This is a genomic window from Massilia oculi (assembly GCF_003143515.1).
In the GTDB taxonomy this organism is placed as follows: Bacteria; Pseudomonadota; Gammaproteobacteria; order Burkholderiales; family Burkholderiaceae_D; genus Telluria; species Telluria oculi.
The window spans coordinates 874805-898552 of sequence record NZ_CP029343.1; the positions used below are offsets into that span (position 1 = coordinate 874805).

The window sequence follows — 23748 nt, forward strand, 5'->3', positions numbered from 1 at the left end:
CACGCGCTCAGGCGCCGAGCGCCGCCGCCCCGGCGCGTGCCGGCGCGCGCAGCTCCCTCACCTCCCGCGCCTCCTCCTGCCAGCCGTCGTCGGCGCCGTAGCGCATCGAGGGCCGCCGCACGGGCGCGGTGAAGCAGTAGCCCTGGCCGGCGACGTTGACCAGCCAGGGGCAATCGCCCCCGCCACCGAGCACCTTGCGCAGATTGACGACCTGCGCGCGCAGGTTGACGTCTTCCACCACCGTGTTCGGCCACACGCCCTGCATCAGCGCGCGCTTGCTCAGCACCTCGCCGGCGTGGGTGGCCAGCAGCACCAGCAGGTCGAAGGCCCGGCCGCCGATCGCGACCGCCTGCCCGCCGCGCCGCAGGCGCCGGGCCGCCGGCACCAGCTCGAAATCCAGGAATATCAGTGTTTCATATCCAGGTACGCCTCTCATCTCGCTCTCCCTCGCTGATTGACAATGCCGCCGCGACGCCATGTGCCATCCCGCTACTTGTATTGATTTGTAACCGGGAGGCGGCATAATGGGAGGATAGCGGTCACATTCCACCTCCAGCAGGCCCGATCGGGGGGGACGTGGCGACAATCGCCAACACAATCGATCAGGAAGTTCATGGGAAGGTCCACCGTCATTTTCGCGCCGGGCATGCGCCGCGCCGGCGAACCGCAATGAGCGAGCGCGCGACGCTGCCGATCCGGGTCCTGCTGGTCGACGACCATCCCTTGATGCGGCGCGGGATCGCGGGCGTGCTCGAGGACGAGCCGGACATCGCGATCGTGGCCGAGGCCGACGACGGCTTCAAGGCCCAGGAACGCTACTTCGAGCTGCTGCCCGACGTGACCCTGATGGACCTGGCGATGCCGCGCTGCGGCGGCATCGAGGCGATCCGTGCGATCCGCGCCAGGGACCCGCAGGCCTGCATCATCGCCGTCACCACCTATGCCGGCGACGGCCAGGTGCAGCGCGCACTGGAGGCAGGCGCCTCGGGCTACGTCCTCAAAAGTTCGCTGGGCGCGGGCGTGGCCGACCTGGTGCGCGCGGCCCACGCCGGCCGCCGGGTGCTGGCGCCGGACCTGGCCCAGCGCCTGACCCAGGCCAGGCCGGAACAGCTGACCGCGCGCGAACGCGACGTGCTGGCCCTGGTCGCCCAGGGCCTCGGCAACCGCGAGGTGGCGCGTGAACTCGGCATCGCCGAAGAGACGGTCAAGGGTTACCTGAGCAATGTGCTGCAAAAGCTGCAGGCCAGCGACCGCACGCACGCGGTGGTGATCGCGCTGCGGCGCGGGATGCTGGACTGAGGCGCGGGTCTGCCCGGGCCGTCGGCGCCATGTCAGCGGCGTGCCGCGCTGCCAGTGACGGTTCCCGGGCGTGCAAGCCCGGAATGCGGCGCCGGGGCAGCAGCCGTCCCGGGCGGCGGCATGCCGGTCGCGGCGCACCAGCGCTCGAGGTCCCAGCCCTCTCCGAGCAACAGCATACGGGTGCCGAGTTCGTCGCGGCGCCGGGCAAGCTGCTCTGGCGTCAAGGCGCTTAGCCGGCGACCGTCCAGGTTCGCATGAACCAGACGGTAACGACGCGCCAGCGACATCCACAGGGCGTGTGCTCCCGGCGACTGGCGCGCGCCGCTGAGCAGGCAATTGCCGTCATCGAGCCACCAGCGATAGATGGCGGTCGCGATGCCGGCGCGCCGGTAGGCGAGCCCGAACTTGGCGTGCGGGGCGCGCACGTGGCGATCCGTACGTCGGTCGACTTCGACCAGCCGGTTGAATACCGTATACCCCGCCATGCGGCCGCGCACGGCGTCGATGGCGTACACGTAGTGCTCGCCGTCGGCAACCCGATGGCGGAATGCGAAGCCGGGATGCGCAATGCCAGGCGCCGCCATGCCATACAGGCAGTCGCCAGCCCGCGCCATGCGCCGATAGAGGCTGGCCAGCTCACGTTCGATGCCGTCGTCGCAATGGTCGACGTCGATGCGCAGCGCGTGCGGCCTGCCGCACAGGCCCACGAAGGCGGGAATCGCCGGCGCCATCATGGCTCCCAGTGCCCGCTGAAAAGCCGCACCGGGCGGTGCGCCGAGCGTACCTGGGCGCAGGCCGCCCAGTTGTCCTCGCGCACCGCCAGCCCGGCGTACACGCCAAAGCCCTGGCCGGCCTCGATGTGCTGCGCCTGCAGGCTTTCGCCCGCCCGGATCGCGCCTGCCGCGCGGATATCGCCGCCGGCGCGAATGCCCCATTGCGCCTCCAGGTGGTCGCGGCAGGCGATGCTGCTGCCGGCCTCGATACCGTGGCCGGCACGGATTGCCGCCTCGCCCTCGATGCCGTCGCCCGCACGCAGGCCGAGGCCGCAGCGCGCGGCGGCGCCGAACGCGATGCCATGCGCGGCCTTGCAGTTGCCGCCGATATCGGCGGCGCCGCCGCAGGCGATGTCCCAGCCGGCGCGTACGTTGCCGGCCGCGCGCAGGTCCCCGACGACCTCGATATTCCACTGGGCGTCAACGTCGCCACCGCACGCCAGGGCGCCGCCGCAGCGGATCATGCCACCGGCGCGGATGTCGCCCCGCTCGTGAGCCCCTGCCCGGTACGGATGCCGCCGCCGCCGCGAATGCCGCCACCGGCCACCAGCACGGTGTCGACCTCGATGTTGCCCCGCACCAGCAGCGAGCCAGCGAACACGAGCGCCCCGGCGTCGACCGCGTCGACCTCGAGCACCGTATCGGTCGGGCCGAACTGCTCCAGCAGCCAGCAGGCGTCGCCGGTGCGTCCGGCCAGCACCAGCGTATCGAGCAGCGGCTGGTAATCGGCGCCCTCCTGGTGGTGTTTGAGGAACCAGCGAAAACCGTCCGCACAGGGTCGCTTGGTCTTGATGAATTGCTTGTTGAGGTCCATGTCAAGAAATCGAACGGGAAGATTGGGCTTGTGCATCGGGGCTGGCAATGCAGCCCGCGACCAGGCGGCGGCAGTATAATGACGGGCATTCGCGCGCGCATCAGGGCCGCACGTAAGGGTTTCTCTGATGGACCTGCCGCGCCAAACGGTGCAGGATGCGCTCTTTCCTCGCTCTTATCATTCTGCCGGCGGCGCGCGCGCCGGGAAAGCACACCATGACCGACTTGCGTGCCGTGCGGGCTGTATGGCTCGGCGGCGCTTTCGCCATCGCCTACATCGTCCTCGACATGCTCAGCGGCCCCGAAGCGCGCCATCAGACGATCGCGCCGGTATGGCACCCGGCCGCTGGCCTGGCGCTCTACCTGGTGCTGGCGGCAGGGTTCAAGGCCGTGCCGCAGCTGGTGGCGACCGTCCTGGTCGCCGCCGCCATCACGCCGGCCCTGCCTGCCCAGCCCTTGCTGTCGCTCGTGGTCGGCTTGCTTCCGGTGCCGATGTACCTGGCCGTGGGCGCCGTCATGCGGCGCTACCTGGCCGGCCACGCCTTCTTCGCCAGCCACCGCGGCCTGCTGACCTGGGCCGGACTGGTCACGCTCGGCAGCCTGCTCAGCGCGGCCGCCTATGCGCTGATGCTGCTGGGCGCCGATGCTTTCGCCAGCCGCGCCTGGCTCGATCTGGTGACGCGCTATACGATCGCCGAGACGGCGGGCATGCTGGTGATCGTGCCGGCCCTGCACTACCTGCTCGACGCCGGGCTGCGCGCCGACGTGCTGGGCCGAATCGCCAGCTGGGAAACGCTGGCCTATGTCGCGCTGATCGCGCTGGTGCTGGCCGTCGGGCTGCAGCGGCCCGCGCCCGAGTCGCTGGTCTATTACCTGCTGTTTTTGCCCCTGGCCTGGTCGGCCGCGCGGCACGGCATGGCCGGTGCGGTCACCGCCGCCATCGTGCTCGAGGCGGGCGTGACGATCGCCGCCCTGCGCCCGATTGCCTACCCGGCGCAGATGCCGAACGTGCAGATGCTGGTGCTGACGCTGACGCTGTCCGGCTTCCTGATCGGGATCGCGGTGGATGTCGCGCGTCGCGCCAGCCACGACCTGCGCCACTCGCTGCGCCTGGCTGCCGCCGGCGAGATGGCGGGAGCCGTCGCGCACGAGCTGAACCAGCCGCTGACGGCGCTGTCGATGTATGGCAGCGCCTGCGAGCGGCTGATGGCGCGCGGCGGCAACGAGGCCCTGCTGCAGACCACGATCAGGTCGATGGTCGCCGAATCGCAGCGCGCCTCGGACGTGCTCAAGCGCCTGCGCGACTTCTTTCGCACCGGGACGACGGCGCTCGAACCGCTGGCGCTGGCGGAACTCATCCGCGGCGCTGTGGCGCCGTTCGTGGGCCAGGCCAGGGCCCAGGGCATCGTGCTCGACGTCTCGCCGCCGCCGCGCGCCGTGCTGCTCGGCGACCGCATCCAGCTCGAGATCGTGCTGCGCAACCTGCTGTCGAATGCGCTCCAGGCGCTGGCCGAGATGCCGGCCGGGGCCGAGCGCCGCATCGCGGTGCGCTCCGGGATGGACGGCGCCACGGTATGGATCCGGATCGCCGACAACGGTCCGGGGATCGCCGACAAGATCCGCGCGCGCCTGTTCGAACCGTTCATCTCGCTCAAGTCGAGCGGACTGGGACTGGGCCTGGCCATCAGCCGCGCGATCGTGGAGACGCATGGCGGCACACTGAGCGTGGAACCGGGCCCCCACGCGATACTCAAGATCACCCTGCCCTTTCATGACGGCGCCGATGAAGGTCCAGACCATGTACAGTGAACAAACCGTCTACATCGTCGACGACGATGCGGCCGTGCGCGACGCGCTCGGCCTTCTCCTGAGCCTGCACGGCTACCGGACCGCCTTCTTTGCCGACGCCACGACCTTCCTTGGCGCCTGGAACGACGAGTTGCGCGGCTGCGTGCTGCTGGACATCCGCATGCCGGGCATGGATGGACTGACCCTGCAAAAGAAGCTGGTGGAACTGGGCAGCAGGCTGCCGGTCCTGATCATCACCGGGCATGGCGACGTCGGCTCGGCGCGCGAAGCATTCCGCTCGCAGGCGGTGGATTTCCTGGAAAAGCCTCTGCAGGAAGCGCAGTTGATGCAGGCGGTGGAAGAAGCGCTGTCGCGCCAGCGCGACGCGCCCCGTGGACACGCCGCGCGCGACCATGCGCGCCGCCACGCCAGTCTGACGCCGCGCGAGCGCGAGGTGATGGAATTGGTGGTCGACGGCCGCCACAACCGTGAAATCGCTCAGCTGCTGGCGATCAGTGTGCGGACCGTCGAGGTGCACAAGGCGCGCGTGATGGACAAACTGAACGTGGCGACGGTCGCCGACCTGGTGCGCCAGCATTTGCAGAACCAGCCGCGCTGAAGCCGCATCGGTGCCGGCTCGCTTTCAGCTCACTTGCTTGATGGTGATGAGTTGCGTCAGCCCGTCCGGACGCGGCCACTCGATGCGCGCCCCCACTGGCAAACCCAGCAAGGCACTGCCGACCGGGGCGAAGACCGAGATCCGGTCGGCCTGACCGTCCATCTCGTCCGGGTAGACAAGCGTCAGCGTCAGGTCGGCGCCGGTCCCGATCGCGAACGTGACGGTCGAGCCCATCATGACGACATCGGCCGGCATGGCGCGGCAATCGCGTACATCGGCCCGGTCCAGCTCATCGGCCAGCCCTTGCAGGCGGTCGGCATCGGCGATCGGCAAGGCGCGCAGCCGGGCCATGAGACGTTCGAAGTCGGTGCTCGATACGAAGATACGAGGGAGTTTGTGGGTCATCGTGTTCCTGGTCTGGTCTGTTCATGGATGGGGTGGGGGCCGGCCCGGCCCCCTAGCCTGGGGTGCGCTTGCGCGTTGCCTGTTCGTTCGGCTTGCCCGCGGCCGCCAGCTATTCGCCGGACGGCGCCGGCGCCGCCGCCGGGCGGCCCATGCCGAACTGGAGGGCGACCAGGATGGCCAGGCCGGACGTCATGGCGCCGAGCACGCAGCGGCGCCAGTGTGCGCCGCGCGCCAGCGCCTGCCGGGCGAGCAGGCGTTTTCGGCGTCCCGCGAGCCTGGCCCTGGCTTCGCGCGCCGGATCCGGGGCGTGCGCACCCGGGCGATATGAAATGGTTGGATCGTGCATTGCTGCTCCCGCTGCAGACATACTGGAAAGCCGGCCACGCCTTGCGGGCGTGGAACCGGAGCGCATCCGGGCGCTCGGCGGGAGCCAGGCCCGGCGGAACCAACCGCCAGGCCCGCAACCGCCGAGCTCAGCAAAGCCGGACGCGGCCTCCATGCAGGAAAGGCCGAAAGACCGGATCGATCGGAGAGAGCGACATCGCACCTGTCATTCGATGGAAGAAAAAGATGGGGCCATGGCGCCGACGAGCTCGTGCGGCACCGCCCGGATCGGGCGTGGGGACACCCGTAGCCCTATTGTCGCAAACAAGGGAGCGCGCCGCATCAGGGAAGCGCATAGGGGTTTCCCCGATGCGGCGAGGCTTTGCGCGACTCTTCTCATGTAATGAAAAAAGCCACCTTGCGGTGGCTTTTTCATGCTGCTTGGCGGAGAGGGTGGGATTCGCCTACATCCTGCAGGCCGCGGCATCGCGAGTACGCGATGCCCTTCGAATCCCCCACGTAGGGCGCGCAGGCGCCCTACTCCTCTGTGACGTCCCGGAATGAAAAAAGCCACCTTGCGGTGGCTTTTTTCATGCTGCTTGGCGGAGAGGGTGGGATTCGAACCCACGGTACGGTCACCCGTACGCCTGATTTCGAGTCAGGTACATTCGACCACTCTGCCACCTCTCCTGAATCGGTGCTGCGTGGTCGCGTAAGCGAGGCCGCATTATAGCGGACGCATGGAGAAAACTGCAAGGCATGCGTGCCAGGTAATTTTTACGCCGGTGGACCGTTCAGCCGCAGGCTCCAATCCTCGATCCGTCCGCTCGCCAGGCGCCGCTCGAAGGTCATGCGCCAGCGCTCCGCCAGCGGCGCCAGCCGGGATGCCTGCTGCCAGTCGGCACGCAGCCCCGGCGCCTGCGCATCAATCGGGAACATGGCCGCGATCGCGCGCGCCAACGGCCAGTCGGGACATGGCCGGTCGACCAGTTCGAACGCGTCGCCCGCCGCCAGCCAGCCTTCGCGCAGCACGCGGTAATACCAGCCGGTGCGGCCGCTGGCCTGCAGAGCCAGCGCCGCATCGGGCCGCCCGAAACGCAGGTTGACGCGAAAGCACGGCTGGCGTCCCTGCGACACCTGCACCAGCGTCTCTCCGACCCGGAACACGTCGCCCACGTGCACCTCGCGCTCGCTCATGCCGACGGTCGACACGTTTTCGCCGAACGCCCCGGCCAGCCAGGGCGCCGCGCTGTCCGGATACCAGGCGCGCCAGTGGGAATAATGCTCGAACGCGTAGTGATGCAACGCCTTCTCGGGACCGCCGTGGTAGACGCGGTCGCCCTGCTCGTCGCCCTCCAGGCCATCGAGCGCCAGCCATAAAGCGCCCTGGCGCGCCTGTTTGCCGATGCCGCTCAACACCTCGAGCGTGCCGGGCGTGCCGATCATGCGCGCGCGGCCGGTCAGCAACGCCTCGATCGGGCGCGGTCGGAATGCCTCCATGCTTGTCCCCTCAGGCGAAGATGGCCCAGTTGCGTTGCTGGGTGACGGGATCGGTCGGCTCGTGCTCCGCGCAATCGATGCGCAGGAATGAAATCGGCAGCGGCGCTCCCACCAGCGCGCAGTGGTGCGGCACCTCGGCGCCCGGGTATTTATTGGCCTCGAAGTGGCGGCACGACAGGCAGGCGCGCAGTTCGGGAAAGCGGTCGGTCTTCTGCAGTTCTGCGATCAGCTTGAACAGGCCGGTGAGCAACTGCAACTGCTGGCCGGACGGCAGCCGCGAGGCCGCATTGTCGGCGAACGACAGCGCGTGGCCAAGGCGCTCGGCCACCCGCTCGCCGTCGGGCGTCAGGTGCAGCGCGGTGGCGCGGCCGTCATCCTCGGCGCGCGCCTTGCGCACCAGTCCCTTGCCCACCAGCGCGGCCACCGAATCGCTGGCGCTGGCCGCCGAGATCGACAACTGCCTGGCCAGCCACGACAGGCGCACGCCGCGCGTGCGATGCTGCAACAGGTGCAGGATCTCGGCCTGGGCCGGATTGAGGCCTTCGCTGGTCGAGACCTCCCACATGCCGGCGCGCAGCACGGTCGCGATGCGGCCGATGGCGGTGACGATGCGGGCGGAGACGTCGGGCGTGCTGTCCCAGGGGGTTTCGGGTTGGATGTCCATGCGCTTCAGCATAGCAAAGCGCGCGGCTTTGTCAAGGAGTCCTAATCAGCAGCCCACCCCGTGCAGCGAGTCCAGGCGCCGCACGAAGTCGCGCAGCACGATCCGGTACAGCTCGTCGCCCAGCACGCTGTCCTCGGCGCCGGCATCGATGTTCGGATTGTCGTTCACCTCGATCACCACCGGCCCGCGCGGCGTCATCTTCATGTCCACGCCATACAGGCCGTCGCCGATCAGGTTGGCCGCCCGCAGGGCATGTTCCAGCAGTTCGGGCGGCGCCTCGCCCAGCGGCACGGCCGCCGCCATGCCGAATTCGGCCTTGCCGCTGGCGTCGCGCTTGGCGACCTGCCAGTGGCCCTTCGACATGAAGTACTTGCTGGCGAAGATGGCTTGCCGGTTCAGCACCCCGATGCGCCAGTCGAATTCGGTGTACAGGTATTCCTGCACCAGGATCAGGGCCGACTGCCGCAGCAGTTCCTGCGCCACGCGCCGGAATTCATCCGCATCCGCCACCTTCACGACGCCGCGCGAAAAGGCGCCGTCCGGGATTTTCAGCACCATCGGATAGGCGATCCTGGCCTCGATGGCGGCCAGCGCGCCGGCATCGGCCTTTTGCAGGGTCAGGGTCAGCGGCGTGGGAATGCCGTGCCGGCGCAGCAGGTCGGCAAGATAAACCTTGTTGGTGCAGCGCAGGATCGAAGACGGGTCGTCGATCGCCACCAGCCCCTCGCTTTCCGCCTTCTTCGCGAACAGATAGGTGTGATGGTTGATGGCGGTGGTCTCGCGGATGAACAAGGCGTCGAATTCGGCCAGGCGCGAAAAATCCTGGCGCGAAATCGGCGCGAGCTCGACGCCCAGTTCGCGGCCCACGGCGACGAAGCGCGCCAGCGCGCCCGGATTGCTCGGCGCCAGCTCCTCGTGCGCGTCATGCAGCATGGCGATGCGATAGCGGTAGCGGCGTGCGACCGGGGCGCCCCGCGGCAAGCCTTGCCAGGCGGCCGCCAATGCCACGCAGGCGGTGCGTTCCGTGTCGCCCAGGCCAGCGGCGCCCTGCATCCGGATCGCGGCGATATGCCATGCGTCGCCACGTGCGAAGTCGACCCGCAGCAGCGGCGCCGGGAAGGTGTCGAAGATGCTGCGCGCCAGGCCGGCCAGCGGCGTGTAGTCGGTCGTCCCGAAACGGATGTCGAGCGAGAACGCGACCGGCATCGGCACGCCGCCGGCGCCGCCGAGCGCATCGTTCAGCGCACGGTCGAGCTCACCCGTATCGAGGGTATAGATCGCCTTGCGCGACAGGTCGTTGATGGTCTTCACCGACGGCAGCACCTGCTGCCCCCGCGCTTGCGCCATCAGCGAGCAGTAGTAGCCGACCGACAGGTATTTGTAGCTGCCGCACAGGTTGATCACCAGCGCGCCATCGTCCGACGCGCTCGCCGCCAGGAAGTCGTCGGCCTCGATCACGGTGCAATCGGGGTCGGGCGCGCGCCAGTCCCGGGCGTGGTCGACGACGACCAGGCGGCGCGTTCGCGTCTCGGGATCGGGAGAGTTCTTGGGGTGCGTGGTCATGGTGGCGATGCCGGAGTTGGGTTGGACGCCACTCTAGCGGCGCAGCCATAAAAACCGTGTAAAGAACCACCCTACCCATGGCAAGGGGGTGTAAACACCCACAGGTCGACGTCGCGAGTCGCGCCGCCGACGCGCCAGCGGGCAGGCAGGCGTCGTTCGCGGCCAAAGCCGAGGCGCGCCAGCAGCGACTGCGAGGCGATGTTGTCCGGCGTGACTTCGGCCTCGATGCGCTCCAGTCCGAGCGTCTCGGCGCCATATGCCAGCAGGACCTGCAGCGCTTCGCGCGCCATTCCTTTCCCCCAGTACGGCGGGGCGAGCAGATAGCCGAGGGCGGCGCGGCGGCGTTCGGGCGCGATATCGTACAGCGCGCAGCTGCCGGCCAGGCGGGCCTCCCGCCGCGCCTCGATCGCCAGGTGCAGCGCACGTCCGCTGGCCAGCTCGCGCCGCGCCTCGTCGATCGCGTCTTGCGCCTGCGCCAGCGCGGTCCAGGGCGGATGGATCCAGTGGCGCATCACTTCGGTGTCGGCGTACAGCGCCAGCAGGTCCGGCGCATCGTCTGGGCGCAGTGCGCGCAGGCGCAGGCGCTCGGTGGACAGGACGGGAAAACAAACGTCGGGCATGGCAACTCCAGGATTGATCGGGGACCGGCACCTTATCCCGGCATGGTCGAGCGCGGAAGCGCACGTTTACACGGCATTGATCGCTCTTCCCCTGTCTTTTTCCCTGTTTTTACGGCCTCCCCGCTACGCTTGTCGCCATCGAACCTGCACTGGAGGCCATCATGATCATCGCCATCGTCAACCAGCACGGCAACCCCGACCGCAGCGTCATCGCGCGCAATCTCGCGGTGCTGCGCGCGCGCAGCGGGCGCCGCGTGTGCCTGATGAACACCGCACGCGACGATGGCTGGGGCGCGCAGCGCAGCGCGGCGGCGCTGCGGCCCTGGATCGACACGCGCCAGGTCGGCAGCCGCGCGATCAAGACGCGGCTGGCCGCCCTGCGGCCGCTGTTCAACGACATCCTGGTCGACGCCGGCGCGCGCGACAGCGAGGAGTGCCGCTGCGTGCTGGCCTCGGCGCGGCTGGTGCTGGTGCCGGTGCGCGGCGGCGAGATCGATCTCGATTGCCAATACCGGCTGCTGGCGCGCCTGAACGCGGCGCGCGTCTTCAATCCCGGCATGCGGGTGCTGTTCGTCGCGGTCTGCGGCGCCGCGGGTCCCCGCATGGAAGAACGCGCGGCCGTGCTGGCCCACGTGGCGCGCGTGCAAGACGCCAGCCTGGCCAACGTCGTCCTGCACGGGCCGGCCGCGCATGACTACGGCCCTGGACGCTGCGTGAGCGACGCCGAGACCTGCGACCCCGAGTCCGCCGCCGAGATGCACGCGCTGTACGACGAGGTGTACGCCACCTTGCCGAAGCTGTCTACATTGCCGGTGGCGCAGCTCGGGGCGGCGCACGCATTATGGGGATGAGGCCTGCATTCATCCGGCGCGCCACCCTGGACGACGTCGCGGCGCTGGTCGGCATCGAAGACGCCAGCTTTCCCGGCAACCGGCTCGACCGGCGGCGCTTTCGCTACCTGCTCGCCAGCGCGCAAGTCGCCCTGCTGGTCGACGCCGATGACGACACGTCCTTGCGCGGCTACGTCCTGCTGCTGTTTCGCGCGAACTCGACGATCGCGCGGCTGTATTCGATCGCGACCCATCCGGCGCACCTGGGCCGGGGCGTGGGCGCGCGGCTGGTCGATGCCGCCGAGCGGCAGGCGCGCGCGCTGGGCCACACCTGCCTGCGGCTCGAAATCCGCGCCGACAACACGGCTTCGCTGGCGCTGTTTCGCGGCCGCGGCTACCGCGAATTCGGCCGCCACGCAGCCTACTACCACGACGGCATGGATGCGCTGCGACTGCAAAAACCACTGGCGCCGCGCATCCCCGGCGGCGCCTTTACCGGATGATTACTGGTTGACCTTGCCCGGCAGGCTCAGGTCGCCGGAGGCGACCTTGAACACGTCGGCCACGCAGACCAGCGGATTGTGCACGCTCTCATTGATGCGCAGCGCAGCGGTCACGCCGTCGAAGCTGGCCGCATTGAGCACGCCGATGTCGTCGAACGGCACCTTCACCTCGAGTGTCTCGCCCTTGAAGACCGGGCTGTAGGCCGGGCTGTCGATCAGGATCGGCAAGCCGGGCCAGGTCTTCGGCAGCTTCGGCTTGGCCCCTTCGGGGATGTCGACGATCTTAAGCGCGTCCCTGCCGCAGGCCGCGTCCCTGGTCAGCACCACCCAGTGCGAGTGCCACAGGTCGCCGTCGTTGTCGAGCTTGCCGTCGCCGTTTTCGTCGTACAGCGGGGTATCGTCGAAATCCGGGTGCGAGGTCACGGCGAATGCCAGGATGCCGGCGCCGCGCTCGAAGCCCACGGTCGATGGATCCATCGTGGTCGGCCACACGTACGAGAACACCTTGCTGCCGGCCAGCTTGCCGGTCTTGCCCGGCTTCGAGGCGCCGGCCTTGCCCGACACCGCCACGTGGAAGGTCGCGACATTGCCCTCGGTCGTGATCCGGGTGTGGTGGATGTCGAATGGCGCTTTTACGGCCTTGGCGGGGGCGCTCTTGATGCCACCCTTGTGCTCACCCTGGTGGGCATGGGCGCCGAGCATGGTCAGCGACAGGGCCGCGGCGATGGTGGTCTGGATCAGTTTCATAACAGGTTCTCTTTCTTGTTTTGCGAGTGAATCGAATCGCGCGATGATGGCCGGCGGCGCCCCGCTCCCGGGGGCGCGCCGCGCCGACGCGCTGACTGTTGCTGTCGCTGTTGCTGTTGCTGTTGCTAGCGCACGCTGCAGGCGTCGCCGTCGCAACCCGTGGCTTCGACAGGCTCGGCCAGCAGCCGGCCGATCAGCGCGCCGACCTGCATGTCCTCGACCCGGCCGAACAGGCTGTGACGCAGCACGCCCTGGCGGTCGAACAGCAGCAAGGTCGGCGTGCCGCGCAAGCCGTAGCGCTCCATCGTGCGCGGCACCGGGCCGGTGTCGCTGGCGCGGTCGATGCCGACCGGGAAGCCGATGCGGTACTCATGGACGAAGGCATTCAACGCGCCCTCGTTCATGGCCTCGTGGTGTTCGAACACCGTGTGCAGGCCCAGCACCGCGACCTCGTCCTGCCCGAACAGCTGGCGGATGCCCTTGGCCTGCGGGATGCCGTGCGAGACGCAGCCCGGGCACAGCATCTGGAAGGCGTACACCGCCACCACCCTGCCGCGCAGGGACGCCAGGGTCGGCGCCTGCGTGGCGTTCAGCCAGCCGCTGACCTCGAACTCGGGCGCTGGCGCGTGGTAGAGAGGCGCGTTCATTTTGCGCGCAGCTTCACGCCAGGGAAGTCGACCGGCACGTCGAAGGCCACGTTCACGTAGTTGGTGAACAGGTTCAGCGCCACATGGGCCATGATCTCGACGATCGCGCCGTCGTCGAAACCGGCGTCGCGCAGGGCCTGCACCTCGGCCGCGTCGACGTGGCCGCGCTTCTCGACCACGGCCAGCGCGAAGCGCAGGGCGGCGGCGGTCTGCGGGTCGCTCGACTGGCCGGCCTGGGCTTGCGCCATCTCCTCCTTCGTCGCGCCGGCTTTCTGGCCGAGGGCGGTGTGGGCCGCGAGGCAGTAGTGGCAATCGTTGCGGTCGGCGATCGCGACGGCGATCTGCTCGCCCAGGCGGGCGCCGATGGCGCCGCCATCGAGGGCGCCAAACGAGCCCCACATGCTGGTCAGTGCCGCCGGCGAGTTGGCGACGCCGCGGAACATATTGGGCACGACGCCGAAAGCGCCCTTGATCTGTTGCAGCAGTTCGCCGCTGGTGCCTTGGGCAGTGGCCGGGTTCACGAGTTCGATACGGGACATGATGTTTCCTTTCAGTCGATTGGCCGGAATCGGTGAGTACGGCCTTTTAAATAGGAATCCTAATTATTAGGACGGTAAAAAGGAGCAGTCAGGTATCCAGCGCCGCGACCGCCTGCATGCGACGGCATGCCTGGCGCGTCTGGCCGGGTGGCTGCGGCGCCGGCTGCCTGACTGCCCATGGACACAGAATACCATCTGCCGAGCTTAAGTCAAGGAGTCCTAACTAAATTATTGCTATCGACCCGATAGCGGACGTCCATCTCCCACCATGCAGCGCATTGCACGCTCCTCACGCGCGCTCGAAGGAATCGGCGCTGTGCAGCACGGCCCAGGGGCTGTCGGGCGAGCCTTCGCGGATCATCTCGACGTGGCGGATGTGGAAGAACGGCGCGAAGCTTTCGACGATGACGGTTTCGCAGGCGTCGCCGTGCAGGCCGGACAGGATGACTTTCATGGTTGCGCCATGATTCAGGCAATGATGTTCAGGCCGCCGTCCACATAGACGGTGCTGCCCGTCAGGCGGCGCGCGAAATCCGAGGCGAGATAGGCACACACCTGGCCGACGTCGTCGATGTCGACCAGTTCTCCCAGCGGCGAACGCGCCACCGCATCGCTCAGCAGCAGGTCGAAATCCTTCAGGCCCGAGGCGGCGCGCGTCTTGAGCGGCCCCGGCGAGATGGCGTGTACGCGGATGTCGCGCGGCCCGAGTTCATAGGCCAGGTAGCGGCAGCTCGATTCCAGCGCCGCCTTCACCGGTCCCATCACGTTATAGTTCGGCACCACCTTGTCGGCGCCGTGGTAGCTCATCGCGAACATGCTGCCGCCCTGCGTCATCAAGGGCGCGGCCAGCTTCGCCATGCGCACGAAGGAATGGCACGACACGTCCATCGCCTGCAGGAAGCCGTCGAGCGAGCAGTCGAGCAGGCCGCCCTGCAGATCGGCCTTCGGCGCAAAGGCGATCGAGTGCACCAGGATGTCGAGCCGGCCCAGTCGCGTCAGTTCGGCGAACAGCGCTTCGAGCTGCCCCGGCTCGCGCACGTCGAGCGGCAGCAGGCGCGCGCCGAGCTGCGCGGCCAGCGGTTCGACGTGCGGGCGCGCCTTGTCGTTCAGGTAGGTCAGCACCAGCTCGGCGCCCAGCGCATGGAACGATCTGGCGCAGCCCCAGGCGATCGAATGCTCGTTGGCGACGCCGACCACCAGCGCGCGCTTTCCTTCCAGGATGGGATGATGGTGCATCATGCGGTCTCCAGCAGGTCGAGGGTATGGCGGGCGATCATGAGTTCTTCGTTCGCCGGCACCCGCCATATCGAAATACGGCTGCCTGGCGCGCTGATGCGGGCGACGCCAGCTGGCGGCGCGCCGTTCAGGCCGGGATCGAGTTCGGCGCCGAGCCAGGCGGCGCCCTCGCAGACGGCGGCGCGCAGGCGCGCGCTGTTCTCGCCGATCCCGCCCGAGAACACCAGCGCGTCCAGGCCGCCCAGCGAGGCCGCCAGCGAACCGAGCTCGCGGCCGATCCGGTAGACCAGCAGATCGATCGCGAGCCGCGCGCGCGGATCGCTGCTGGCCTCCAGCGTGCGCATGTCGGACGACAGGCCGGACACACCCAGCAACCCCGATTCCTGGTACATCAGGCGCTGCACGCTAGACACCTTCATGCCAAGTTCCTCGATCAGGTAGATCACCACGCCCGGATCGAGGGCGCCACAGCGCGTGCCCATCGGCAGGCCGTCGACGGCGGTGAAGCCCATGGTGCTGGCCACGCTGCGCCCGCCGCGCATGGCGCACATGCTGGCGCCGTTGCCGAGATGGGCGGCGACCACCCGCGCCCCGGCCAGCGCGGGCGCATGCTGCGGCAAGGTGGCCGCGATGTATTCGTAGGACAGGCCGTGGAAGCCGTAGCGGCGGATGCCCAGGTCGGTGATCTCGCGCGGCAGCGCGAAGGCCTGGGCCAGCGCCGGCTGGGCCGTATGGAAGGCGGTGTCGAAGCAGCCGACCTGCGGCAATCCGGGCGCCAGCGCCATCAGGGCGCGCACCGGCGCCAGGTTGTGCGGCAGGTGCAGCGGCGCGAGTGGCACCAGCCGCTCCAGGCGTTCGAGTACGGCGTCATCGAGCCGCTGCGGGCCGCTGTAGTCGACGCCGCCATGCACGATGCGGTGGCCCACCGCGCGCACGCGGTAGCCATCGAGTTCACGCTCGGCGAAGTCGATCAGGAAGGCCATGCCGGCGTGGTGGTCGAGCGCGTCCGGCCAAGTGTGCTCGCCGACCGTGGCGCCGTCGGCGTCCTGGGCGATGAAGCGCGTCGCGCCACGGTACAGGTTCTCGATCCGGCCCTTGAAGGCCAGCCCCAGATCGGGCAGGCGGTGGACCGAGAACTTGATGCTGGAAGAGCCGGCGTTGATGACGGCGACGCAGTCGCTGGCCTGCATCTCAGCGCCCCGCCAGCTGGGCGCTGGCCAGTTGGTGGCGCGCCAGCAGCACCGCCACCGCGCACGAGGCCAGGCGCGCCGCGACCGTGTCGGCGCGGCTGGTGAGAATCAGCGGCACGCGGGCGCCGAGCACGATGCCGGCCGCCGCCGCGCCGGCCATGAAGCTCAGGCTCTTGGCCAGCATATTGCCGGCTTCGAGGTCCGGCGCCACCAGCACGTTGGCGTGGCCGGCCACCGGCGACAGCAGGCCCTTGACGGCGGCGGCCTGCGGGTCGATCGCATTGTCCATCGCCAGCGGCCCGTCCAGGATGCCGCCCGTGATCTGGCCGCGGTCGGCCATCTTGCACAGCGCCGCGGCGTCGATCGTCGACGGCATCTTGGCGCTCACGGTTTCCACCGCCGCCAGGATCGCCACCCGCACGCCCTCGAAGCCGAGCACCCGGGCCAGGTCGATCGCGTTCTGCACGATGTCGCGCTTGGCCGCCAGGTCGGGAATGATGTTGATGGCGGCGTCGGTGATGATCAAGGGTTCGCCGCGGCCCGGCACGTCCATCACGAAGCAGTGGGAGAGGCGCCGCGCGGTGCGCAGGCCGGTGGCGCCCGACACCACGGCGCCCATCAGTTCGTCGGTGTGGAGGCTGCCCTTCATCAGCACCGATGCCCTTCCCTCGCGCACCAGTTCCACAGCGCGCGCGGCCGAAGCGTGGCTATGCTCCGTATCGAACAGGGCCAGCGCGCCGATGTCGAGACCGGCCGCGTCGGCCGCGGCGTGGATGCGTGCTTGCGGGCCGACCAGCAGTGGCGTGATCAGGCCGATGCGCGCCGCATCCAGGGCCGCCTCGATCGCGTAGCGGTCGCAGGCATGCGCCACCGCCACCGTCACCGGCCCCTGCTCGCGCGCAGTGGCGATCAGCCGGTCATAATAGGGATGCGTGGTGTTCACCGGTTCCATGGCTGTCTCCTCGTGCCGTGACCGCAAGATGGTAGCACCACATGACTGCAAAGCAATAATTTTATGCCGCATGGCAACAAAACTTAATCTGACCCAGGAAAATCCGAGTCCGAATGACAATGAACGCAATCGATGCCCGGGCCAGCACCCTGGTGCTGGTCGACTACCAGGCCCGGATGATGCCGGCCATCCACGGCGCGGAGGACGTCGTCGCCAGGGCGCAGGTACTGGCGCGCGCTGCGGCGCTGCTGGAAACGCCGGTGCTGGGAACGGAGCAGAACCCCGGCCGTCTCGGCCCGACTACCGATGCACTGGCGCGGCTGTGCGTGCAGACGGTGGCGAAGACGCATTTCGACGCCTGCGCGGACGGCCTGCTGGCGGCGCTCGACGCGCAGGCGCCCGGGCGCGGGCAAGTGGTGCTCGCCGGCTGCGAAGCCCACGTCTGCCTGCTGCAAACGGCGCTCGGCCTGCTGCGCGCCGGACGCGAAGTGTTCGTGGTGGAGAATGCCAGCGGCTCGCGCCGCCCGTCGGACCACGCCGCCGCCATGCGCCGCCTGCGGCATGCCGGCGCGACCGTCGTGACCCACGAGATGGTGCTGTTCGAGTGGCTGCGCGATTGCCGCCATCCGCGCTTTCGCGAGGTGCTGGCGCTGGTCAAGTCCGTGTCATTGTGATCGGCGGCACGCCGCCGGCCTGGCCACTTTCAGGGGCGCGTGTCGTGGGCCCGGGCGTTGCCGGCAGCGTCCACGCCAGGTGGGCACGCTTGCGCCGGCACGGCGCAGGCCTCGCCGGCACAGCAATTTTCGGTCAGGAATCCCACCAGCGCCGTCATCGTGTCGAACTGCGCCGTGTAGACCACGAAACGCCCCTCCTGGCGCGCGACCACCAGATTGGCGTGGCTGAGTTCCTTGAGGTGGAACGACAGGGCCGACGATGAGATATGCAAGGCTTCGCCGATCTTGCTGGCGTACAGCCCCGCTGGCCCGGTCTGGATGAGCAGCCGGAATATGGCCAGACGGGATTCCTGCGCCAGTGCGGCCAGGGCTTTCAGTACGTGTTTGGTATCCATATGCGGGACGTCTTAAACCGCCGATTGTAACCCCGCCCGCTCCGGCGCGCCGGGCAGGACGTAAAAATTCAATAGTCATTGAACTATTAAGCAAAGCCTGCTAAAGTCGCATTCATCTCAACATCTATTGAACTATTGAGTTCAAACTTCGACCATCATGCAAACCGCAGCATCGCTCAGTGCGCTGGGCGCCCTGGCGCAGGAACACAGGCTGGCCGTCTTCAGGCTGCTGGTGGAGGCGGGGCCCGATGGATTGCCGGGCAGCGCGATCGCGCAAGCGTTGGGCATTACGCCGCCGGCCTTGTCGTCCCACCTCGAAGTATTGGCGCATGCCTGCCTGCTCACGCCGCGCCGCGCTGGCGGGGCAATCATTTACTCCGCCAAGCTCGGTACAGTCCGCGACTTGATGGACTACCTGATGACACACCACTGCGACGCCAATTCGCCGGGCTTACTCTCGCCAGCGCAAGCGGCGGCCGCCACGGAAGTTGCCGGCCACGCACCCGTCGATGGCAAGGTGTATAACGTGCTGTTCCTCTGCACCGCAAACTCCGCGCGCAGCATCATGGCCGAGGCGCTGTTGACGAGCATGGGCCGTGGCCGCTTTCGTGGCTTCTCGGCTGGCAGCCGGCCGGCGGGTGCCGTCGATGCCCTGGCCGTCGAGCAGATTGCCGGTGCCGGGTGCCCTGTGACGGGACTGCGCAGCAAGGGCTGGGACGAGTTCAGTGCGCCCGATGCGCCGCACATGGATTTTGTCATCACGGTATGCGACAGCGCGGCCGGCGAGGTCTGCCCGATCTGGCCCGGCCATCCGATCTCGGCGCACTGGGGATGCGAGGATCCGGCACTGGTCGCTGGAAGCGACGACGTGCGGCGAGCCGCGTTCCGCCGGGTCTACCGGCACCTGGTCGCACGCCTGAACCTGTTCACCAGCCTGCCGCTGCACATGCTTGAAAAGAACGCCATCCAGGCCGAGCTCATCCGTATCGGCGACGCCTGATCCCATTCCCCACCACCGACGACGACATCATGAACGTATTGTTTCTCTGTACCGGTAACTCCTGCCGCTCCGTCCTGAGCGAAGGCGTCTTCAATCACCTGGCGCCGCAAGGCTGGCGCGCGCTCAGCGCGGGCAGCCAGCCGACCGGGCAACTGCATCCGCGCGCCGTGGCCCTGCTGCACCGCAAGGGCATCTCGACCGAGGGCTACTACAGCAAGTCGTGGGACGACCTGCCCGTGACGCCCGATATCGTGATCACCGTCTGCAGCAGCGCGGCCGGCGAAGCCTGCCCGGCCTACCTCGGCAACGTGCTGCGCGCGCACTGGGGCCTGGACGATCCGAGCCATGTGGTGGGCACGGACGACGAGATCGAGGAGGCGTTCGAGCGCACCCATGCGATCATCGTCGCGCGCATCCAGGCCTTCCTGGCGCTGCCGCTGGCGCAGCTCGCCCAGGACAAGGCGGCGTTCAAGGCCGAACTCGACCGCATAGGCACGCTCGCGGCCTGACCGGCGGACAGCCCCCTCCCACGACGCGCTCCGGCGCGCGCATTCGAAGAAAGACCACCGTGCTTGCCGCATCACTCATTTTCCTCGCGACCCTCGTTCTTGTCATCTGGCAGCCCCGCGGCCTCGGCATCGGCTGGAGCGCCGCCGGCGGCGCACTGCTCGCGCTGCTGGCGGGCGTCATCAGCCTGTCCGACATTCCCGTCGTCTGGAATATCGTCTGGAACGCCACCGCCACCTTCGTCGCGGTCATCATCATCAGCCTTTTGCTGGACAAGGCCGGATTCTTCGAGTGGGCGGCGCTGCACGTCGCGCGCTGGGGCAAGGGCAGCGGCAAGCGCCTGTTCGTGCTGCTGGTGCTGCTGGGCGCCGCGGTCGCGGCCGTCTTCGCGAACGACGGCGCCGCACTGATCCTGACGCCGATCGTGATCGCCATGCTGGCCGCCCTGCGCTTTTCGTCCAGGGCCACGCTGGCCTATGTGATGGCGGCCGGCTTCATCGCCGACACCGCCAGCCTGCCGCTGGTCGTGTCGAACCTGGTCAACATCGTCTCGGCGGACTATTTCGACATCGGCTTCACCCGCTATGCGGCGGTGATGGCGCCGGTCAACCTGGTCGCCGTGAGCGCCACGCTGGCGGTGCTGCTGCTGTTCTTCCGCAAGGACATCCCGGTCGACTACGACGTGACCCAGCTGCGGCATCCGGACGCGGCCATCCACGACCGCGCGACCTTCATCACCGGCTGGTGGGTGCTGGGCCTGCTCCTGGTCGGCTTCTTCTGGCTCGACGAGATCGGCGTGCCGATCAGCGCCGTGGCCGCGGCCGGCGCCGCGCTCCTGCTCGGCGTGGCCGCCCGCGGCCACCGGATCGCCACCCGCGCCGTGCTGCGCGATGCGCCCTGGCAGGTCGTCATTTTTTCGCTGGGGATGTACCTGGTCGTCTACGGCCTGCGCAACGCCGGCCTGACCGACTACCTGACCGTCGTGCTCGAGCGGTGCGCCGCGGGCGGCGTCTGGGGCGCGGCGCTCGGCACCGGCTTCATCACCGCGGTCCTGTCCTCGATCATGAACAATATGCCGACCGTCCTGATCGGCGCCCTGGCCATCGACGACACCGGCACCCAGGGCGTCGTGCGCGAAGCCATGATTTTCGCCAACGTCATCGGCAGCGATCTCGGGCCGAAGATCACGCCGATCGGCAGTCTCGCGACCTTGCTCTGGCTGCACGTGCTGGGATCGAAGGGCATTCGGATCTCGTGGGGCTATTATTTCCGCGTGGGCCTGATGTTGACGCTTCCGATCCTGCTCGTCACCCTGGCAGCACTCGCCCTGCGCCTCGGCTGACCCGCTTTCCAGCCCGCGCGGTCGCAGGCTGGATCAGTTTTGAAGGAACCCTTGATGAATCATATTGCCGACTTGCCGAACATCGACCCTGCCCGCCTGGAACTACCCTCGCCCGCCATGCTCGCCCGGGCCGCGGACCTTGACCACCCCCCGCGCATCCTGATGCTGTATGGCTCGCTGCGCGAGCGCTCGTTCAGCCGCCTGCTGACCGAGGAAGCGGCGCGCATCCTGCGCCAGTTCGGCGCCGAGGTGAAGATCTTCGACCCGTCCGCCCTGCCGATGGTGGGCAGCGCGCCCGATACCCACCCGAAGGTGGCCGAGCTGCGCGAACTGTGCATCTGGTCCGAGGGCCAGGTGTGGTGCAGCCCCGAACGCCATGGCGCGGTGACGGCGGTCTTCAAGAACCAGATCGACTGGATCCCCCTGGAGCAGGGTTCGGTGCGGCCGAGCCAGGGCAAGACGCTGGCCGTGATGCAGGTGTGCGGCGGTTCTCAGTCCTTCAACGTGGTCAACACCCTGCGCCTGCTGGGCCGCTGGATGCGCATGTTCACGATTCCGAACCAGTCGTCGGTGCCCATGGCCTACAAGGAATTCGGCGACGACGACCGCATGCGCCCGTCCGCCTACTACGAGCGCGTGGTGGACGTCATGGAAGAGCTGGTCAAGATCACCCTGCTGATGCGCGGCAGCAGCGCCTACCTGACGGACCGCTACAGCGAACGCAGCGAGCGCGCGAACCGGGCGATCGACCGCCAGATCGCGCAGCTGTAGAGTGCAACTCGATGAGCTGCTACCATCAAGCCATGACCGACATCCGCCCCGCTTCCAGCCTGGACGCAGCGCGCATCTGCGCCATCTACAACCACTACGTCGCCACCACGACGATCTCGTTCGAGGAAGCGCCGGTGCATGACGCCGACATGGCCGGGCGCATCGCCGACGTGACGAATGGGGGCCTGCCCTGGCTGGTGCTGGAAGTCGATGGAGACGTCGCCGGCTATGCCTACGCCACCAGATGGCGCGCCCGGCCGGCTTACCGGCATGCGGTGGAAAGCAGCGTCTACCTCGATCCGGCGCTGGCCGGCCAGGGACATGGCCGGCGCCTTTACGAGACGCTGCTCGCCGGGCTGCGCAGCCGCGGGCTGCACACGGTCATCGGCGGCATCGCCCAGCCCAACGAGCGCAGCGTCGCGCTGCATGAGCGCCTGGGCTTTCGCAAGGTCGCCCACTTCGCCGAAGTGGGCCAGAAGTTCGGGCGCCGGATCGACGTCGGCTACTGGCAACTGCTGCTCGACGCGCAACCTAATGACCCGACAGCATGACGTCGCCGTCCTTGTCGTGCACTCCGAACCTGTCCACCATGCTGGCGCTGGCCGCGTTCAGCCCGTCGACCTCGACCTGCGCGCCTGCCCGGCGGAACTTGATGACGATCCGGTCCAGCGCACCGATCGCGGTGATGTCCCAGAAGTGCGCCCCGCTGACGTCGATACGCACCCGCGCCGGCGCTTCGGCGTAGTCGAACGCGTGCACCAACAGGTCGGCCGAGGCGAAGAAAACCTGTCCGGCGACCCGGTACTGACGCACGCCCTCCGCGTCCAGCCTCGAGCTCACATCGAGCATCCTGCTGACCTTCTGGGCGAAGAACACGCCCGACAGCAGCACGCCGGTCAGCACGCCCTTGGCCAGGTCGTGGGTCGCGACGGTGACGACGACGGTGGCCACCATCACGATGCTGGAGCTGGACGGATGTTCGCGCAGGCGGCGGATCGAGGCCCAGTCGAAGGTGCCGATCGACACCATGATCATCACCGCGACCAGCGCCGCCATCGGGATCCTTTGCACCCACTCGCCCAGGAACACGACCAGGATCAGCAGCACGACGCCGGCGGTGAGCGTCGACAGGCGCCCGCGTCCGCCGGACTTCACGTTGATCACCGACTGGCCGATCATCGCGCAGCCGGCCATGCCGCCGATGAAGCCGGTGGCGACGTTGGCGACGCCCTGCCCGACGCATTCGCGGTTCTTGTCGCTGCGGGTATCGGTCATGTCGTCGACGATGGTGGCCGTCATCAGCGATTCGAGCAGGCCCACCACCATCAGGGTCACGGAGTACGGCAGGATGATCCGCAGCGTCTCGAGCGTGAACGGCACGTCCGGGACCAGGAATGACGGCAGGCTGTCGGGCAGCTGGCCCATGTCGCCCACGGTACGGATGTCCAGGCCGAGCGCGATCGCGCCCCCGGTGAGCACGACGATCGCCACCAGCGGCGACGGCACCGCCCGTGTGAGATGCGGCAGGCCATAGATGATCGCCAGTCCGGCGGCGGTCACCGCGTAGACCTGCCAGCCGACATCCGTCAGCTCGGGCAACTGGGCCAGGAAGATCAGGATCGCCAGCGCGTTGACAAAGCCGGTCACGACCGAGCGCGACACGAAGCGCATCAATCGCCCGAGCCTGATCCAGCCGGCCACGACCTGGAGCAGGCCGGCCAGGATCGTGGCCGCCAGCAGGTAATCCACGCCGTATGTTTTGACGAGGCTGACCATGACCAGCGCCATGGCGCCGGTCGCCGCCGAGATCATGCCGGGACGGCCGCCGAAGAAGGCGATCAGGGTGGCGATGGAGAACGAGGCGTACAGGCCGACCTGCGGATCGACGCCGGCGATGATGGAAAACGCGATCGCCTCGGGAATCAGGGCGAGCGCGACGACGAGACCCGCGAGCAGGTCGTTGCGGACGTTGGAAAACCAGTCCTGGCGGATGGATTGGAGAGACACGGACATACCTTCCCCGGCGCGGCGCGCCGGACGTGATGGG

At 68.4% G+C, this 23748-nt stretch carries 30 protein-coding genes, 1 tRNA gene and 1 pseudogene; 12 read left to right on the top strand and 20 right to left on the bottom strand.

Going from position 1 to position 23748, the window contains the following annotated elements; translation table 11 throughout:
* Positions 1 to 7: 7 nt before the first annotated feature.
* Positions 8 to 436, bottom strand: coding sequence for a winged helix-turn-helix domain-containing protein (locus DIR46_RS04055; protein ID WP_162819428.1), 429 nt, complete (start codon positions 434 to 436; stop codon positions 8 to 10).
* A 233-nt stretch (positions 437 to 669) separates the two neighbouring features.
* Here DIR46_RS04055 and DIR46_RS04060 point away from each other — a divergent pair, with 233 nt between their 5' ends.
* A complete protein-coding gene (locus DIR46_RS04060; protein ID WP_109344097.1) occupies positions 670 to 1299 on the top strand; it encodes a response regulator in 630 nt (209 codons plus the stop codon).
* Between the two features lie 32 nt (positions 1300 to 1331).
* Here DIR46_RS04060 and DIR46_RS04065 read toward each other — a convergent pair whose 3' ends face one another.
* From DIR46_RS04065 to DIR46_RS27725, 3 genes are read right to left on the bottom strand one after another with little or no spacing between them, the layout of a single operon-like run.
* Entirely contained in the window at positions 1332 to 2033 is a 702-nt protein-coding gene (locus DIR46_RS04065) for an N-acetyltransferase (RefSeq protein ID WP_229446492.1), read from the bottom strand.
* Entirely contained in the window at positions 2030 to 2536 is a 507-nt protein-coding gene (locus tag DIR46_RS27720; protein WP_307719125.1) for a hypothetical protein, read from the bottom strand. The genes DIR46_RS04065 and DIR46_RS27720 overlap by 4 nt, the downstream gene beginning before the upstream one ends.
* On the bottom strand, positions 2533 to 2886 hold the full coding sequence (locus tag DIR46_RS27725; RefSeq protein WP_307719126.1) for a hypothetical protein: 354 nt from the start codon (positions 2884 to 2886) through the stop codon (positions 2533 to 2535). Before DIR46_RS27725 ends, DIR46_RS27720 begins: the two co-directional genes overlap by 4 nt.
* A gap of 215 nt (positions 2887 to 3101) precedes the next feature.
* Here DIR46_RS27725 and DIR46_RS04075 point away from each other — a divergent pair, with 215 nt between their 5' ends.
* Both DIR46_RS04075 and DIR46_RS04080 read left to right on the top strand, forming a co-directional pair.
* Positions 3102 to 4694, top strand: a complete 1593-nt coding sequence (locus DIR46_RS04075) for an ATP-binding protein (RefSeq protein WP_162819429.1) — start codon at positions 3102 to 3104, stop codon at positions 4692 to 4694.
* The gene (locus DIR46_RS04080) at positions 4684 to 5292 is read left to right on the top strand and encodes a response regulator transcription factor (protein ID WP_109347894.1); all 609 of its coding nucleotides are present in this window, start codon (positions 4684 to 4686) and stop codon (positions 5290 to 5292) included. The genes DIR46_RS04075 and DIR46_RS04080 overlap by 11 nt, the downstream gene beginning before the upstream one ends.
* 24 nt (positions 5293 to 5316) lie before the next feature.
* Here the strand turns inward: DIR46_RS04080 and rnk are convergent, their stop codons facing one another.
* From rnk to DIR46_RS04115, 7 genes are all read right to left on the bottom strand, one after another.
* Positions 5317 to 5697, bottom strand: a complete 381-nt coding sequence (gene rnk, locus DIR46_RS04085) for a nucleoside diphosphate kinase regulator (RefSeq protein ID WP_109344099.1) — start codon at positions 5695 to 5697, stop codon at positions 5317 to 5319.
* Positions 5698 to 5806: 109 nt separating this feature from the next.
* Entirely contained in the window at positions 5807 to 6043 is a 237-nt protein-coding gene (locus DIR46_RS04090; RefSeq protein WP_109344100.1) for a hypothetical protein, read from the bottom strand.
* 578 nt (positions 6044 to 6621) lie between these two features.
* Positions 6622 to 6711: transfer RNA gene (locus DIR46_RS04095), tRNA-Ser, on the bottom strand.
* Between the two features lie 87 nt (positions 6712 to 6798).
* Complete coding sequence (locus DIR46_RS04100; protein WP_109344101.1) at positions 6799 to 7521, bottom strand: MOSC domain-containing protein; 723 nt, start codon at positions 7519 to 7521, stop codon at positions 6799 to 6801.
* Positions 7522 to 7531: 10 nt separating this feature from the next.
* Entirely contained in the window at positions 7532 to 8185 is a 654-nt protein-coding gene (locus DIR46_RS04105) for a MarR family winged helix-turn-helix transcriptional regulator (RefSeq protein ID WP_109347895.1), read from the bottom strand.
* A gap of 45 nt (positions 8186 to 8230) precedes the next feature.
* Positions 8231 to 9748, bottom strand: coding sequence for a RimK family ATP-grasp domain-containing protein (locus tag DIR46_RS04110; protein WP_109344102.1), 1518 nt, complete (start codon positions 9746 to 9748; stop codon positions 8231 to 8233).
* Positions 9749 to 9819: 71 nt separating this feature from the next.
* The gene (locus tag DIR46_RS04115) at positions 9820 to 10368 is read right to left on the bottom strand and encodes a GNAT family N-acetyltransferase (protein ID WP_109344103.1); all 549 of its coding nucleotides are present in this window, start codon (positions 10366 to 10368) and stop codon (positions 9820 to 9822) included.
* A 161-nt stretch (positions 10369 to 10529) separates the two neighbouring features.
* Between DIR46_RS04115 and DIR46_RS04120 the strand changes: the two genes are divergently transcribed.
* Positions 10530 to 11219, top strand: a complete 690-nt coding sequence (locus DIR46_RS04120) for a hypothetical protein (protein WP_109344104.1) — start codon at positions 10530 to 10532, stop codon at positions 11217 to 11219.
* Positions 11216 to 11701 (top strand): GNAT family N-acetyltransferase, encoded by a 486-nt coding sequence (locus DIR46_RS04125; protein WP_205289072.1) that lies wholly within the window; start codon positions 11216 to 11218, stop codon positions 11699 to 11701. Before DIR46_RS04120 ends, DIR46_RS04125 begins: the two co-directional genes overlap by 4 nt.
* Here the strand turns inward: DIR46_RS04125 and DIR46_RS04130 are convergent, their stop codons facing one another.
* The 7 genes from DIR46_RS04130 to DIR46_RS04155 all read right to left on the bottom strand — a co-directional run bounded on the left by DIR46_RS04130 (position 11702) and on the right by DIR46_RS04155 (position 17012).
* Positions 11702 to 12448, bottom strand: a complete 747-nt coding sequence (locus tag DIR46_RS04130) for a hypothetical protein (protein ID WP_109344106.1) — start codon at positions 12446 to 12448, stop codon at positions 11702 to 11704. It lies immediately after the preceding gene.
* Between the two features lie 125 nt (positions 12449 to 12573).
* Complete coding sequence (locus tag DIR46_RS04135; RefSeq protein WP_109344107.1) at positions 12574 to 13095, bottom strand: redoxin domain-containing protein; 522 nt, start codon at positions 13093 to 13095, stop codon at positions 12574 to 12576.
* Positions 13092 to 13634 (bottom strand): carboxymuconolactone decarboxylase family protein, encoded by a 543-nt coding sequence (locus tag DIR46_RS04140; RefSeq protein WP_109344108.1) that lies wholly within the window; start codon positions 13632 to 13634, stop codon positions 13092 to 13094. Before DIR46_RS04140 ends, DIR46_RS04135 begins: the two co-directional genes overlap by 4 nt.
* Before the next feature lie 289 nt (positions 13635 to 13923).
* Positions 13924 to 14088 (bottom strand): hypothetical protein, encoded by a 165-nt coding sequence (locus DIR46_RS26140; protein WP_205289073.1) that lies wholly within the window; start codon positions 14086 to 14088, stop codon positions 13924 to 13926.
* Between the two features lie 14 nt (positions 14089 to 14102).
* Positions 14103 to 14870 carry an enoyl-ACP reductase FabI gene (gene fabI / locus DIR46_RS04145; protein WP_109347896.1) on the bottom strand — a complete coding sequence of 256 codons (768 nt, stop codon included), beginning with the start codon at positions 14868 to 14870 and terminating at the stop codon, positions 14103 to 14105.
* Positions 14870 to 16060 (bottom strand): acetate/propionate family kinase, encoded by a 1191-nt coding sequence (locus tag DIR46_RS04150; RefSeq protein ID WP_109344109.1) that lies wholly within the window; start codon positions 16058 to 16060, stop codon positions 14870 to 14872. The genes fabI and DIR46_RS04150 overlap by 1 nt, the downstream gene beginning before the upstream one ends.
* A 1-nt stretch (position 16061) precedes the next feature.
* On the bottom strand, positions 16062 to 17012 hold the full coding sequence (locus tag DIR46_RS04155; RefSeq protein WP_109344110.1) for a phosphate acetyltransferase: 951 nt from the start codon (positions 17010 to 17012) through the stop codon (positions 16062 to 16064).
* 119 nt (positions 17013 to 17131) lie between these two features.
* On the opposite strand from DIR46_RS04155, the gene DIR46_RS04160 reads away from it, so the two are divergent.
* Positions 17132 to 17686 carry an isochorismatase family protein gene (locus DIR46_RS04160; protein ID WP_109344111.1) on the top strand — a complete coding sequence of 185 codons (555 nt, stop codon included), beginning with the start codon at positions 17132 to 17134 and terminating at the stop codon, positions 17684 to 17686.
* Positions 17687 to 17715: 29 nt separating this feature from the next.
* Here DIR46_RS04160 and DIR46_RS04165 read toward each other — a convergent pair whose 3' ends face one another.
* On the bottom strand, positions 17716 to 18081 hold the full coding sequence (locus DIR46_RS04165; RefSeq protein ID WP_109344112.1) for an ArsR/SmtB family transcription factor: 366 nt from the start codon (positions 18079 to 18081) through the stop codon (positions 17716 to 17718).
* Between the two features lie 157 nt (positions 18082 to 18238).
* Here DIR46_RS04165 and DIR46_RS27885 point away from each other — a divergent pair.
* The 6 genes and pseudogenes from DIR46_RS27885 to DIR46_RS04190 all read left to right on the top strand — a co-directional run.
* A pseudogene (locus DIR46_RS27885) lies at positions 18239 to 18415 on the top strand (ArsR/SmtB family transcription factor); the annotation flags it as partial.
* Between the two features lie 183 nt (positions 18416 to 18598).
* Positions 18599 to 19081 carry an arsenate reductase ArsC gene (locus DIR46_RS27890; RefSeq protein WP_370659985.1) on the top strand — a complete coding sequence of 161 codons (483 nt, stop codon included), beginning with the start codon at positions 18599 to 18601 and terminating at the stop codon, positions 19079 to 19081.
* Positions 19082 to 19110: 29 nt separating this feature from the next.
* The gene (locus DIR46_RS04175) at positions 19111 to 19590 is read left to right on the top strand and encodes an arsenate reductase ArsC (protein WP_109344114.1); all 480 of its coding nucleotides are present in this window, start codon (positions 19111 to 19113) and stop codon (positions 19588 to 19590) included.
* 59 nt (positions 19591 to 19649) lie between these two features.
* Complete coding sequence (locus DIR46_RS04180) at positions 19650 to 20930, top strand: arsenic transporter (protein WP_109344115.1); 1281 nt, start codon at positions 19650 to 19652, stop codon at positions 20928 to 20930.
* 54 nt (positions 20931 to 20984) lie between these two features.
* Positions 20985 to 21701 (top strand): arsenical resistance protein ArsH, encoded by a 717-nt coding sequence (gene arsH, locus DIR46_RS04185; protein ID WP_109344116.1) that lies wholly within the window; start codon positions 20985 to 20987, stop codon positions 21699 to 21701.
* A gap of 32 nt (positions 21702 to 21733) precedes the next feature.
* Entirely contained in the window at positions 21734 to 22252 is a 519-nt protein-coding gene (locus DIR46_RS04190; RefSeq protein ID WP_109344117.1) for an arsinothricin resistance N-acetyltransferase ArsN1 family B, read from the top strand.
* On the opposite strand, the gene DIR46_RS04195 is transcribed toward DIR46_RS04190, so the two are convergent.
* The gene (locus DIR46_RS04195) at positions 22233 to 23714 is read right to left on the bottom strand and encodes a SulP family inorganic anion transporter (protein WP_109347897.1); all 1482 of its coding nucleotides are present in this window, start codon (positions 23712 to 23714) and stop codon (positions 22233 to 22235) included. The genes DIR46_RS04190 and DIR46_RS04195 overlap by 20 nt on opposite strands.
* Positions 23715 to 23748 lie beyond the last annotated feature (34 nt).

Coding starts and splice junctions, on each gene's coding strand:
- DIR46_RS04130 (WP_109344106.1), bottom strand. CDS start 12,448: ATGAAACTGATCCAGACCACCATCGCCGCGGCCCTGTCGCTGACCATG.
- DIR46_RS27720 (WP_307719125.1), bottom strand. CDS start 2,536: ATGATCCGCTGCGGCGGCGCCCTGGCGTGCGGTGGCGACGTTGACGCC.
- DIR46_RS04195 (WP_109347897.1), bottom strand. CDS start 23,714: ATGTCCGTGTCTCTCCAATCCATCCGCCAGGACTGGTTTTCCAACGTC.
- DIR46_RS04165 (WP_109344112.1), bottom strand. CDS start 18,081: ATGGATACCAAACACGTACTGAAAGCCCTGGCCGCACTGGCGCAGGAA.
- DIR46_RS04125 (WP_205289072.1), top strand. CDS start 11,216: ATGAGGCCTGCATTCATCCGGCGCGCCACCCTGGACGACGTCGCGGCG.
- DIR46_RS27725 (WP_307719126.1), bottom strand. CDS start 2,886: ATGGACCTCAACAAGCAATTCATCAAGACCAAGCGACCCTGTGCGGAC.
- DIR46_RS04080 (WP_109347894.1), top strand. CDS start 4,684: ATGTACAGTGAACAAACCGTCTACATCGTCGACGACGATGCGGCCGTG.
- DIR46_RS04115 (WP_109344103.1), bottom strand. CDS start 10,368: ATGCCCGACGTTTGTTTTCCCGTCCTGTCCACCGAGCGCCTGCGCCTG.
- DIR46_RS04150 (WP_109344109.1), bottom strand. CDS start 16,060: ATGCAGGCCAGCGACTGCGTCGCCGTCATCAACGCCGGCTCTTCCAGC.
- arsH (WP_109344116.1), top strand. CDS start 20,985: ATGAATCATATTGCCGACTTGCCGAACATCGACCCTGCCCGCCTGGAA.
- DIR46_RS04060 (WP_109344097.1), top strand. CDS start 670: ATGAGCGAGCGCGCGACGCTGCCGATCCGGGTCCTGCTGGTCGACGAC.
- fabI (WP_109347896.1), bottom strand. CDS start 14,870: ATGCACCATCATCCCATCCTGGAAGGAAAGCGCGCGCTGGTGGTCGGC.
- DIR46_RS04140 (WP_109344108.1), bottom strand. CDS start 13,634: ATGTCCCGTATCGAACTCGTGAACCCGGCCACTGCCCAAGGCACCAGC.
- DIR46_RS04090 (WP_109344100.1), bottom strand. CDS start 6,043: ATGCACGATCCAACCATTTCATATCGCCCGGGTGCGCACGCCCCGGAT.
- DIR46_RS26140 (WP_205289073.1), bottom strand. CDS start 14,088: ATGAAAGTCATCCTGTCCGGCCTGCACGGCGACGCCTGCGAAACCGTC.
- DIR46_RS04105 (WP_109347895.1), bottom strand. CDS start 8,185: ATGGACATCCAACCCGAAACCCCCTGGGACAGCACGCCCGACGTCTCC.
- DIR46_RS04075 (WP_162819429.1), top strand. CDS start 3,102: ATGACCGACTTGCGTGCCGTGCGGGCTGTATGGCTCGGCGGCGCTTTC.
- DIR46_RS04175 (WP_109344114.1), top strand. CDS start 19,111: ATGAACGTATTGTTTCTCTGTACCGGTAACTCCTGCCGCTCCGTCCTG.
- DIR46_RS04135 (WP_109344107.1), bottom strand. CDS start 13,095: ATGAACGCGCCTCTCTACCACGCGCCAGCGCCCGAGTTCGAGGTCAGC.
- DIR46_RS04120 (WP_109344104.1), top strand. CDS start 10,530: ATGATCATCGCCATCGTCAACCAGCACGGCAACCCCGACCGCAGCGTC.
- DIR46_RS04190 (WP_109344117.1), top strand. CDS start 21,734: ATGACCGACATCCGCCCCGCTTCCAGCCTGGACGCAGCGCGCATCTGC.
- DIR46_RS04160 (WP_109344111.1), top strand. CDS start 17,132: ATGAACGCAATCGATGCCCGGGCCAGCACCCTGGTGCTGGTCGACTAC.
- DIR46_RS04100 (WP_109344101.1), bottom strand. CDS start 7,521: ATGGAGGCATTCCGACCGCGCCCGATCGAGGCGTTGCTGACCGGCCGC.
- DIR46_RS04110 (WP_109344102.1), bottom strand. CDS start 9,748: ATGACCACGCACCCCAAGAACTCTCCCGATCCCGAGACGCGAACGCGC.
- DIR46_RS04055 (WP_162819428.1), bottom strand. CDS start 436: ATGAGAGGCGTACCTGGATATGAAACACTGATATTCCTGGATTTCGAG.
- DIR46_RS04155 (WP_109344110.1), bottom strand. CDS start 17,012: ATGGAACCGGTGAACACCACGCATCCCTATTATGACCGGCTGATCGCC.
- rnk (WP_109344099.1), bottom strand. CDS start 5,697: ATGACCCACAAACTCCCTCGTATCTTCGTATCGAGCACCGACTTCGAA.
- DIR46_RS04065 (WP_229446492.1), bottom strand. CDS start 2,033: ATGATGGCGCCGGCGATTCCCGCCTTCGTGGGCCTGTGCGGCAGGCCG.